Consider the following 10719-nt stretch of genomic DNA (forward strand, 5'->3'; position numbering starts at 1 on the left):
CGCCGCGGACACGCGGTACGCTATGTAGAGGAACATATTTTTTATGACGATCGCCTTCATTTCTGATATTCACGGCAACTTTGAAGCGCTCAAGGCCGTGCTGGCGGAAATCGACCGCCTGGGCGTCACCGAGATCGTGTGCGCCGGCGACGTGGTTGGCTATTATTCCCAGGTCAATGAATGCTGCGACCTGTTGCGCGAACGCGCCATACCCTGTGTCATGGGCAATCACGACTGGTATATGGCGGGCGGCGGCTTCTGCACGCGCTCGCGCAGCGTCAACGATTGCCTGGCCTACCAGCGCAAGGTGATCAGCGAGGCCAACCTGGCCTGGCTGAAAACCCTGCCGGTGCAGCTGCTGGCAGGCGACGTGCGCGTGGTACATGGCGGCTGGGGCGACCCGATCGATGAATATCTCAAGCCCAGCGCGGAATACTTCGCGCAGGTCGAGGGCCGGGCGTTCGTGTCGGGTCATACCCATGTGCAACGGCTGGAAATCTACGGCGACAAAAGCTACTGCAATCCCGGTTCGGTGGGACAGCCGAGGGATGGCGATCCGCGCGCCGCCTTTGCGCTGTATGCCGAAGGCCGCTTCACGCTGCACCGCGTGCCATACGACATGCAGGTGGTGTTCGACCTGATGGCTGCGGCGGGGTTTAACGACTATTATTACGGCGGCCTGAAAACGGGCTCCCGGGTGCTCAGGCGCCTGCAGGATTGAGCAGCCACATGATCATGGTGCAATTTGGCAAAGGACAAAGGTAATGTTTAAATGGGAAAAATTGGGGAAGCTGTTCGACCCCAAGGATCTGGACGATGGCAACTGGATGCATGATTTCGCCCAGTCGCCCACCGTGCTGGTGGACGAAGAGCGCGTGCGCGTGTATTTCTGCTCGCGGCCGGCGCCGGTCGATGGCCAGTACGTCAGCTACATGTCGTATATCGATCTGGACCGCGGCAATCTGCTGAAGGTCACCAATATCTGCCCGGCCCCGCCGCTGCCACTCGGCGCTATCGGCACCTTCGACGAATTTGGCATCAACCCCCTGACCGTCATCCGCCACGGCGAACAGGTGCGCGTGTATTACGGCGGCTGGACGCGCTGCGAGTCGGTGCGCTTCAACGCGGCGATCGGCATTGCCGTCAGCGCGGACAATGGCGATACCTTCCAGCGCCTGGGACCGGGACCGGTGCTGGGCTACAGCCACGACGAACCGTTCCTGCTGGGCAGCCCGCGCGTGCGCAAATACGGCCGGCAATGGCAGATGTGGTACGTGGCCGGCAAAGAATGGCGCGCCACGCAAGGCCTGCCCGAACCGATCTACAAGATCCGCATGGCCACTTCGGATAACGGCATCGACTGGGTCAAGCATGGCCACGATCTGATTGAAGACAAGCTGGGCGAGCATGAATGCCAGGCCTGCCCCGACGTCATCTTCCGCGACGGCCTGTATCATATGTTCTTTTCCTATCGCGACATCCGCGACTACAAGAGCCGGCTGGGCGGCTACCGCATCGGCTACGCCAGCTCGCCCGACATGCTGCACTGGAAACGTGACGACGAACTGGCCGGCATGCACGTGTCCGAGACGGGCTGGGATGCCGAAATGGTCAACTACCCGCACTTGTTCGAGGTGGACGGTACCACTTACATGATTTACCAGGGCAATGAAATGGGCCGTGCCGGCATGGGCCTGGCCAGACTGCACGCGCCGCAAGACTGGAGCGCGCCATGAAATGGGAAAAACTGGGCAAGCTGTTCGATCCTGCCGACCATCAGCTGCCGCTGGACTGCACGGGCTTTGCGCAATCGCCGCAAACGCTGCTGCTGCATGACCGCCTGCGCATCTATTTTTCGACCCGCAAACGCGACCAGACCGGCAAATACCTGAGCCATGTGGCGTTCGTCGATGTCGCGCTGGACCTGCGCACCATCCTCGGCGTGTCGACCGGCAGCGTGATCGCCCTGGGTGGCCTGGGCTGCTTCGACGAACATGGGATTTTTCCCGTCAATATGGTGCGCGACGGCCAGCGCGTGCTGGCCTATACCACCGGCTGGAACCGCAAGGTCTCGGTGTCGGTGGACGCGAGCATCGGCCTGGCCATCAGCCATGACGACGGCTTGACGTTCGAAAAATATGGCAACGGACCGGTCATGTCCGCTTCCCTGCACGAGCCTTTCCTGGTGGCCGACGCCTATGTCGCGATTCATGCCGGCGTGTATCACATGTGGTATATCTTTGGCACGGCCTGGAAAAAATTCCACCCTGACGAGGCAGCCGACCGTGTCTACAAGATTGCCCATGCCACCTCCAGCGACGGCATCGACTGGCAGCGCGATGGCAAGCCCATCATCGCGGATCGCCTGAACCACGATGAATGCCAGGCCTTGCCCACCATTTTTGAACGCGACGGCCGCCATCACATGTATTTTTGCTATCGGCAAGCACATGGTTTCAGGACCGACAGCAACAGCGCCTACCGCATCGGCTATGCCTGGTCGCATGACCTGATCACGTGGCAGCGCGATGACAGCCTGGCCGGGATCGACGTGTCGCCCGACGGATGGGATGCGCAGATGCAGTGCTATCCGCATACGTTCGAACTCGGCGGCGCCATCTACATGCTGTACAACGGCAATGAATTCGGCAGGCATGGCTTTGGCCTGGCCCGCCTGTGCGACGCGGCGTCCGCCACACCCGACAGTGCAATCAATGCAATATCCCCCCAGTCAAAGAGCCAACCATGAGCACGTCCAGAAACTACAACCAGGAACTCGACGATTCGGCCAACCAGGCGAACGAAAAGTATTCGTATGGCTTCGATTTCGATGTCATGCATCCCTACATGATCCGCTCGTTCGAACCGTTTTTCAAAGCCGGCAGCCTGCTCGAGCTGGGCAGCTACAAGGGCGACTTCACGCGGCGCTTCCTGCCTTATTTCAGTGATATCACGTGCGTGGAAGCCTCCGACGAGGCCGTGTCGGAAGCGCGCCGCCGGCTGGGAGACCAGGTGCAGGTGATGCATTCCACGTTTGAAACCGCCACCTTGCCCAGGCGCTACGACAACATCATCCTGACCCATGTGCTGGAGCATCTCGACGATCCGGTCGCCGTCCTGCGCCGCATCAACGAAGAATGGCTGGCCGAGGGCGGACGCCTGTTCCTGGTGTGCCCGAACGCGCATGCGCCGTCGCGCCAGATCGCGGTCAAGATGGGACTGATCAGCCACAATGCGGCGGTCACGCCGGCGGAAGCCGAGCACGGCCACCGCCGCACCTATGCGCTCGACACGCTGGAACGCGATGCCGTACAGGCCGGGCTGAAGGTGGCCCATCGTTCCGGCATCTTCTTCAAGGCGCTGGCCAACTTCCAATGGGATCGCTTGCTGCAAACCGACATCATCTCGCCGGCTTACCTGGAAGGCTGCTACCAGCTGGGCCAGCAGTATCCGGATTTATGTTCCAGCATCTTCCTGCTGTGCGAACCCGCCGTGCCGCCACGCGCCTGATCCCGCGCCGGCGGCCCCTTACCCTCTTCCACCTGAATCGATTATGCGCCCGAAGTTTGCCTCATCCGTACCACCCCGCCAGCGGCAGCTGCCTTCCGTCACCAAACGCCAGGCAGACCAGGCAATCGATGCGGCGCTGGCCGACTACCAGGCGGCGCAGGCAACGCTGCCCGCCGACGCGGCCATCCACCTGAGCATCGGCATGGCGCTGCAGGCCATGGACAAGCTGGCGGACGCCGAGGCGGCTTACCGGCATGCGGTCAGGCTGTCGCCCTCCTCGCTGCAAGCCTGGAGCAAACTGGCTGAGCTGCAGGCCAGAAGCGGGCGTCACGACGAGGCCATCGCCAGCTACCAGGCGGCCCTGGCGCTCGATGCCAGCAATGTGCAGACGCTTAACGAACTGGGCAATGCATTGCAGGCGGCAGGCCGGCTCGATGAAGCAATGGCGGCATACCGCCAGATGCAGGCGATCGCACCTGAGCATGCCCATGCGCACAACAATATCGGCTCGGTATTGCAGGCCCAGGGGCAGATCGAGCAGGCAGTGCAGCATTACCGGCGCGCGCTGGCGATCGACCCGCATTTTGCCTCCGCCCATTTCAACCTGGGCACGGTACAACTGCTGCTGGAAAAGCTGGACGACTCGCTGATCCATTTTTCCCATACCATCGAGAACGATCCGCAGTTTTATGCGGCGCACAACAATCTCAGCGCCACCTTGAGCAAGCTGGGCCGCATCGATGAGGCCGTGGCGGCCTGCCGCCATGCCATCGGCATCAATCCCGCATGGAACGAGATGTACAGCAACATGCTGTTCGCCCTCACGCACAGCGCCGGCACCGATCCGGCCACCCTGTTCAGGGAGCACCAGGGCTACGGCGAACAGTTTGAGACCCCGCTGCGCGCCCTGTGGCCGCGCCACCGGAACCTGCCGGATCCGCAACGCGTGCTGCGCATCGGCATCGTGTCGGCCGATCTGAACAACCATGCCATGGCCAATTTCATTACCCCGGTGCTGGAAAACCTGATGCACGCGGCGCGGCTGGAAGTTGTTGTCTATTGCAACAACAAGGTGAACGATCACATTACCGCCCATTTGCGCGCCGTTGTCGGCAGGTGGCACGATGTGCAGGACCTGCCGGACGACGCGCTGGCCCAGCTGATCGGCCAGGACGGCATCGACATCCTGATCGACCTGTCCGGCCACACCGGCTATAACCGCTTGCCGGCATTCGCGCGCAAGCCGGCGCCGCTGCAGGCAACGTGGATGGGCTACCCGATGACCACCGGCCTGCAGTCGATGGATTACTACCTGACGGACCGCCATTTTTCACCACCCGGCCTGCTCGACGATCAATTTACCGAAAAACTGCTGTTGCTGCCAGCCTGCGCACCCTACGTGCCATCGCCGGAGGCGCCAGCCATCTCGCCCGCGCCGGCGCTGGCCAGCGGCCATGTCACGTTTGGCAGTTTCAACCGTGCCAACAAGATCAGCCGTGATGTCGTCGCCCGCTGGTCCGGCCTGCTGCGCGCCGTGCCGTCGGCGAGCATGCTGGTCGCCGGCATGCCCAGCGAGCAGATCACGCAGATGCTGCGCGGCTGGTTCGAGCAGGAGGGCATCGCTGCCGAACGGCTGAGTTTTCATGCCGTCACCGACATTCAGACCTATCTCGCCATGCACCGGCTGGTCGATGTCTGCGTCGACACCTGGCCGTATACGGGCGGCACCACCACCTTGCATGCGCTGTGGATGGGCGTGCCGACGCTGACCATGGTCGGCCAGACATTGCCGAGCCGGGTCGGGGCGGCCATTCTGGGCCACCTGGACCTGGCACAGTTCATCGCGCAGGACCAGGCCGACTTCATACGGAAAGGCGTCGCCATCGCCAGCGACATCGCCGGACTCGCCCGGCTGCGCACCACCATGCGCGCACGGCTGAACAACTCTGCGGCAGGGCAGCCGGCGCTGATCGCCGCCGGCCTGGAAAACGCGCTGCGCACCATGTGGCAGCGCTGGTGCGCCGGCCTGCCCGCCGCCGCTTTCGAAGCGGACCCTGCGCAAAGCTCGCTCGCCCAGCGCGCGGCCAGCATGAAGGCGCTGCATTCGGTCAATGTCGATACGGCGCTGGTGCTGGCGATCGAGCATCACCAGGCCGGCCGTTTTGTCGAGGCGGAAACGCTGTATCTTGCAATTATTCATCGCCAGCCACAGCATGCGATCGCCAATCACAACATGGGTTTGCTGGCCGGGCAACTGGGATATCCCGACAAGGCCCTGCCGTACTTGCGCGCAGCCATGCTGAGCGAACCGGGCGAAGTGCAATTCATCCTGTCGTACGCGCAGGGCTTGCTGCAGTCGGCGCAGGCAGCGGCGGCCGCCGAGGTGCTGGAAAATGCCATCGGACGCGGCTTCGATACGCCGGACATGCAGGCCGCCCTGGCCCGCGCCCAGCGCGCGTTGCAGGAAGCGGTTGACAGCGTGCCCGACGCCAGCGCCAGCCATATCGCCGAGCTGTACCACGCCGGCTTGCACGCCGAGATGGAACTGGCGGCACACGCGCTGGTGGCGCAGTATCCCGCCGCAGTGTTTGCCTGGAGCGTGCTTGGTACCGCGCTGCAACTGCAAGGCAAGGATGCGGTGCCGGCACTCGAGCAGATAGTGCAACTGGCGCCGGGCGATGCCCAGGCACATGGCAACCTCGGCAATGCGTGGCAAGGTGCAGGCAACCATGCTGCCGCCATCGCCTGCTATCTGCGGGCGCTCGAACTCGATCCCGGCTTTGCCGAAGTCCATGGCAACCTGGGCAGCGCCAGGCATGCCACCGGCGACATGGCCGGCGCAGCTGCCAGCTTGCGCGAGGCCGTGCTGATCGATCCCGGCTACGCCCTGGCGCACGCCAATCTGGCCACCGTGCTGGCAGAAACCGGAGACTTGCCAGGGGCCGCCGAACACTATCGGCTGGCGCTGGCACTGGTACCGGACGATGCCCAGTTGCACCGGGAACTGGGCGCAGTGCTGCAGCGGCAAGGCCTGGCGCAAGGAGATGGATTTTCAACAACTTGAAAATAAATTCAAAAATTTCTTAAAAGAATTTAATTTTCCTGCGGCAATGGTCGTCTTGTACTTGGGAGAGCGCAAAAAACTGCTGCTCCGCACCGTAACCACTTAACTGGAGCACCTTCATGCTGAGCCTTCACACCAATGCAGCGGCCCTGTCCGCCCAATCGTCGATCTCGAAAACCCAACAATCGCTGTCGACCTCGATGACACGCCTCTCCACCGGCTACCGCATCAACTCGGCAATGGACGACGCTGCCGGCCTGCAAATTGCAACCCGCCTGAAAGCACAAACCAGCGGTATGGCCATGGCCATGCGCAACACCCAGAACGCCACCTCGATGATCCAGACCGCCGACGGCGCCCTGGGCGAGACCGTCAACATCCTGGTCCGCATGAAAGACCTGGCCACGCAAGCTGCCGATGGTTCGTCGACTGCCGATGACCGCGCCGCAATGCAAGCTGAATTTGACACGCTGACCAACGAACTGAGCAACGTTCTGGGCAACACCTCGTTCGCTGGCGCAAAACTGATGTCGAAACAGGCAACTGCCGACGACGTGGCAAAAGCCCTGGTCGAAAAAAACAACGACACCACCGCTGTTGGCACCACCTCCACCGGTACCCTGGGCACCAAAACCACCGCCGCTGCAACGCTGGTTTCGGCACAAGCCGCTTACACCGCCACGCCAACCACCGCCACCGCACTGGCACTGACCAACGCATCGGTAGCCAGCGTCAACGCTGACAAAGCCAACGCTGTTGCTGAAGCCAAGCTGGCCGCCTCGACCGCGTTCCACGCACTGGCAAGTGCCAACCTGACCGCCGCTGCAGGCAGTGGCAAGTTCGGCGCGAACCTGGACTTCCAGATCGGCGCGTCGACCAGCGAATCGATGAGCTTTGACCTGTCGTCGCAACTGGACGCCATGCACACTGCCATCAAAGGCGCGACCTCCGAGTACAACACGTTCGGCGCGGCTTCGTCGTCGACCGGTACCGAACTGACCGCCGTCGGCGGCGCGTCGGCAGCGATCGACAAACTGCAAGCGGCGATCGACTCGGTCGGCACGGCACGTTCGGCTCTGGGTGCAGCGGGCAACCGTCTGGACCACGTTGCCACCAACCTGGCCAACGTCAGCACCAACACCGCCGGCGCAACCGGCCGCATCATGGACACCGACTTCGCGACCGAAAGCTCGAACATGACCGCGTCGCAAATGCTGCTGCAAGCTGGTACCGCCATGCTGAAACAAAGCAACAGCATGTCGTCGATGGTCATGTCCCTGCTGCAATAATAGCCGGACGCTCCTGACCTGGTTCAGGTCAGGCAGACCAGAGCCAACTGCGCAAGCAGTTGGCTTTTTTTTCATCCCAGGCGGGAGGAACAGCAATGGCGATAGACCGCATTTCCGCAGGCAATGCCCTGCCCCTGATCACGCAGCGCCTCGACGTCAGCCCGGCCACGCCGATGACGCCCGGCGTGGTGCAGCCGCTGGTGCCCATCGGTCCCTTCATGGCGCCCGCGCCCGATGCCGGCGCCCTGCCGGCGCAGCTGCAGCAGGCGCAGGACGGCCTGGCAGCCCTGATCAAACCCAATTCCGGCGAGCCAAGCCTGGGCGCCACCGCGCGCGACAGCAGCGCGATGCAGGTCAATCAACTGTTTTTTACGCGCCAGCTGGTCTGGCAGCCGCCCGATGCGGCGCAGCTGGCCGCCTCCTGGCGCGTGATGGTGAAAACCTATGGCGAACAATACGCGGCGCTGCAGGAACACGCGCGCGGCCAGCACCTGCCCGGCAACCTGCTGATGGCCGAGCAGCAGCCGGTGGCGCGTTCCTCGCTGCCGCTCGATACGGAAGCGTGGCGCTTTGCCGTCTACGGCTGGGGCGGCCAGCGCCTGCTGCTGCGCGTATTGCCCGGCGGCGACCAGGACGACGCGCCGCGCAAGCGCGCAGGCCGCGTGGCGCTGCGGGTCGAACTGCTGATCGAGGATATCGGGCGGGTCGTCATCCAGATGGAGCCGGCCAGCGATGGCGTGCTGCTGGAGCTGGCGGCCGACGATGAGCTGGCGCTGGCGCACCTGCGCCGCAGGCTGCCCGAGCTCGCCGACTGCGTGCGCCAGGCCGGCCTGCGGCTGGTGCGCTGCCGCCTGAACCGCGTGCTGCATGCGCAGCCCGTGCAGGCCGGCTATCCGATGCAGGCGGCCGCCGCCGCATTGTCGCAGCCGCTGTTCCAGGCAATGGCCGAGGTGGCGCTGCTGCTGACACGCCCGCCGGCCGAAGCGGCGCACGATCCGGCCGAGCCGGCAACGGCGCCTGCCGCAGCGGAAGAACCGGTGGTCGTGTCGAAGGAAGTGGCGGCGCCGAAGGAGTATTGGGGCGACGCCACGCAGGTGGAAATCCTGCCGCTCGATGAGGAACATGAAACGGGAAGGCCGGCTTAGGCCGCAGGCCGCAATCCGACAACATCGCCGGCCATGACCGTGGTGTTGTCGGAATACGCGCGAAGCGCTAATCCGACCTGCCCGACCTACCCCACCGTGCCGATAATGCTCACTTCGCGGTTTTCCGGAATCTCGTTATACGACAGCACGTGCAGGCCCGGCGCAAACAGGCGCGCGTAGCGGGCCAGCAGCGGACGGATCTGCGGCAGCACCAGCAGCAGCGGCGGCGTGGCCTGCTGCTTCATCTGCTCGCGCGCGACCGGCATGTTGACCTGCAGCTGCGACAGCAGGTGCGGATCGATCGGGTAGTTGTCGAGCGTGACCTTGCCGGACTGGCGCGCCTGGTTCAATGACCCCAGCAGCATGTTCTCCAGCTCGCCACCAAGGTTGAACGCCTGCATTTCCATTTTTTGCCCGAACAGGCCGCCGACGATCTGGCGCCGCAGCGCGCAGCGCACTTCGGCCGCCAGCAGGATCGGATCCTTGGTGGTTTCCGAACTGTCGAGCAAGGTGGTGGCGATCGGCACAATATCCTTCAGGGACACATTCTCGGCCAGCAGCACGCGAAACACGCGCAGCAGCTGCGTGTGCGTCAGCGCCTTGCCCAGCGCGTCCGACAGTTTCGGCGACAGCGCGCTCAGGCGCTCCATCATGTGCGAGACGTCTTCATGGCGGAACAGTTCCGGCAGGTATTCGCGGATCATTTTCGACAAATGGGTGGCGATCACGCTCGGCGCCTCGATCACCTGGTAGCCCATGCCCAGCGCATGCGCCTTGGCGCTCGGTTCGATCCAGGTCACCGGCATGCCGTAGGCCGGTTCGATGCCGGGAATGCCGTCGAGCTGGCCGTACACATTGGGCGACGGGATCGCCATCAGGCGGTCCGCCTGCACTTCGGCCTGGGCCACCACCGTGCCCGACAGCATGATGGTGTACTGCGACGGTTTCAGCGCCAGGTCGTCGCGCACGCCGATCTGCGGCAGCAACAGCCCCATCGCTTCGGACAGGCTCTGGCGCACGCCCTTGACGCGCTTGTTCAGCGGCTCGCCCTGGGTCTTGTCGACCATGCCCACCAGTTTATAGCCGAGCATCACCATCAGCGGCTGCACGGCCGGCAGTTGCTGCCATTCCAGTTCGGCCGGCTTGTCGCCCAGCAGGGCCGCTTCGATGGCGGCCATGCCGGAGGTGTCGGGCGCCTTGACGCGCTGCTGCGTCAGGCGCCAGGCGACAAACGCCAGCACCGCCGCAAACGTCATGAACATCAACCACGGCATGCCCGGAATCAGGGCCAGCGCCACCATCATGCCGGAGGCGCTGAACAGCACCGTCGGCGAGGTCAGTACCTGGCCCGCCACCTGCTGCTCGAAGTCGCCCGAGTCGCTGATACGGGTCACCAGGATGGCGGCCGCGGCCGACAGCAGCAGCGCCGGAATCTGCGCCACCAGGCCATCGCCGATGGTGAGCAAGGCATACTGGCGGAACGCGTCGCCGAACGACAGGTCGTGCATCAGCGAGCCGATGGCCACGCCGCCGACCATATTGATGATCAGGATCAGGATACTGGCAACCGCATCGCCGCGCACGAACTTCGAGGCGCCGTCCATCGCGCCATAGAAGTCCGCTTCGGCGGCCACGTCCTTTCGGCGCAGCTGGGCTTTTTCCTGGTTGATCAGGCCGGCGTTCAGGTCGGCGTCGATCGCCATCTGCTTGC

8 protein-coding genes are annotated in these 10719 nt (G+C 63.7%); 7 read left to right on the plus strand and 1 reads right to left on the minus strand.

Features of this window, described 5'->3' with window-relative positions:
• Window positions 1-43: 43 nt before the first annotated feature.
• The 7 genes from RTQ46_RS22215 (at window position 44) to RTQ46_RS22245 (ending at window position 9008) form a co-directional block, all read left to right on the plus strand.
• Window positions 44-721 carry a metallophosphoesterase family protein gene (locus RTQ46_RS22215; RefSeq protein WP_312439762.1) on the plus strand — a complete coding sequence of 226 codons (678 nt, stop codon included), beginning with the start codon at window positions 44-46 and terminating at the stop codon, window positions 719-721.
• Between the two features lie 43 nt (window positions 722-764).
• Window positions 765-1736: a hypothetical protein gene (locus RTQ46_RS22220; RefSeq protein WP_312439763.1), complete on the plus strand. Its 972-nt coding sequence runs from the start codon at window positions 765-767 to the stop codon at window positions 1734-1736.
• Window positions 1733-2749: a hypothetical protein gene (locus RTQ46_RS22225; protein WP_312439764.1), complete on the plus strand. Its 1017-nt coding sequence runs from the start codon at window positions 1733-1735 to the stop codon at window positions 2747-2749. Before RTQ46_RS22220 ends, RTQ46_RS22225 begins: the two co-directional genes overlap by 4 nt.
• Window positions 2746-3510: a class I SAM-dependent methyltransferase gene (locus tag RTQ46_RS22230; RefSeq protein ID WP_312439765.1), complete on the plus strand. Its 765-nt coding sequence runs from the start codon at window positions 2746-2748 to the stop codon at window positions 3508-3510. The genes RTQ46_RS22225 and RTQ46_RS22230 overlap by 4 nt, the downstream gene beginning before the upstream one ends.
• A 43-nt stretch (window positions 3511-3553) precedes the next feature.
• Window positions 3554-6574 carry a tetratricopeptide repeat protein gene (locus RTQ46_RS22235; protein WP_312439766.1) on the plus strand — a complete coding sequence of 1007 codons (3021 nt, stop codon included), beginning with the start codon at window positions 3554-3556 and terminating at the stop codon, window positions 6572-6574.
• Between the two features lie 119 nt (window positions 6575-6693).
• Window positions 6694-7863, plus strand: a complete 1170-nt coding sequence (locus tag RTQ46_RS22240) for a flagellin (protein WP_312439767.1) — start codon at window positions 6694-6696, stop codon at window positions 7861-7863.
• 95 nt (window positions 7864-7958) lie between these two features.
• The gene (locus RTQ46_RS22245) at window positions 7959-9008 is read left to right on the plus strand and encodes a hypothetical protein (RefSeq protein WP_312439768.1); all 1050 of its coding nucleotides are present in this window, start codon (window positions 7959-7961) and stop codon (window positions 9006-9008) included.
• Between the two features lie 86 nt (window positions 9009-9094).
• Here RTQ46_RS22245 and RTQ46_RS22250 read toward each other — a convergent pair.
• On the minus strand, window positions 9095-10719 hold a 1625-nt coding region (locus RTQ46_RS22250), incomplete at its 5' end, for a flagellar biosynthesis protein FlhA (protein ID WP_312439769.1).

Origin of the sequence: Janthinobacterium sp. (assembly GCF_031995485.1) — a bacterium.
Classification (GTDB): Bacteria; Pseudomonadota; Gammaproteobacteria; order Burkholderiales; family Burkholderiaceae_D; genus Janthinobacterium.

Bases quoted from the DNA above. Each gene is read 5' to 3' on its own strand.
- RTQ46_RS22215 (WP_312439762.1), top strand. From the start codon at position 44: ATGACGATCGCCTTCATTTCTGATATTCACGGCAACTTTGAAGCGCTC.
- RTQ46_RS22220 (WP_312439763.1), top strand. From the start codon at position 765: ATGTTTAAATGGGAAAAATTGGGGAAGCTGTTCGACCCCAAGGATCTG.
- RTQ46_RS22225 (WP_312439764.1), top strand. From the start codon at position 1,733: ATGAAATGGGAAAAACTGGGCAAGCTGTTCGATCCTGCCGACCATCAG.
- RTQ46_RS22230 (WP_312439765.1), top strand. From the start codon at position 2,746: ATGAGCACGTCCAGAAACTACAACCAGGAACTCGACGATTCGGCCAAC.
- RTQ46_RS22235 (WP_312439766.1), top strand. From the start codon at position 3,554: ATGCGCCCGAAGTTTGCCTCATCCGTACCACCCCGCCAGCGGCAGCTG.
- RTQ46_RS22240 (WP_312439767.1), top strand. From the start codon at position 6,694: ATGCTGAGCCTTCACACCAATGCAGCGGCCCTGTCCGCCCAATCGTCG.
- RTQ46_RS22245 (WP_312439768.1), top strand. From the start codon at position 7,959: ATGGCGATAGACCGCATTTCCGCAGGCAATGCCCTGCCCCTGATCACG.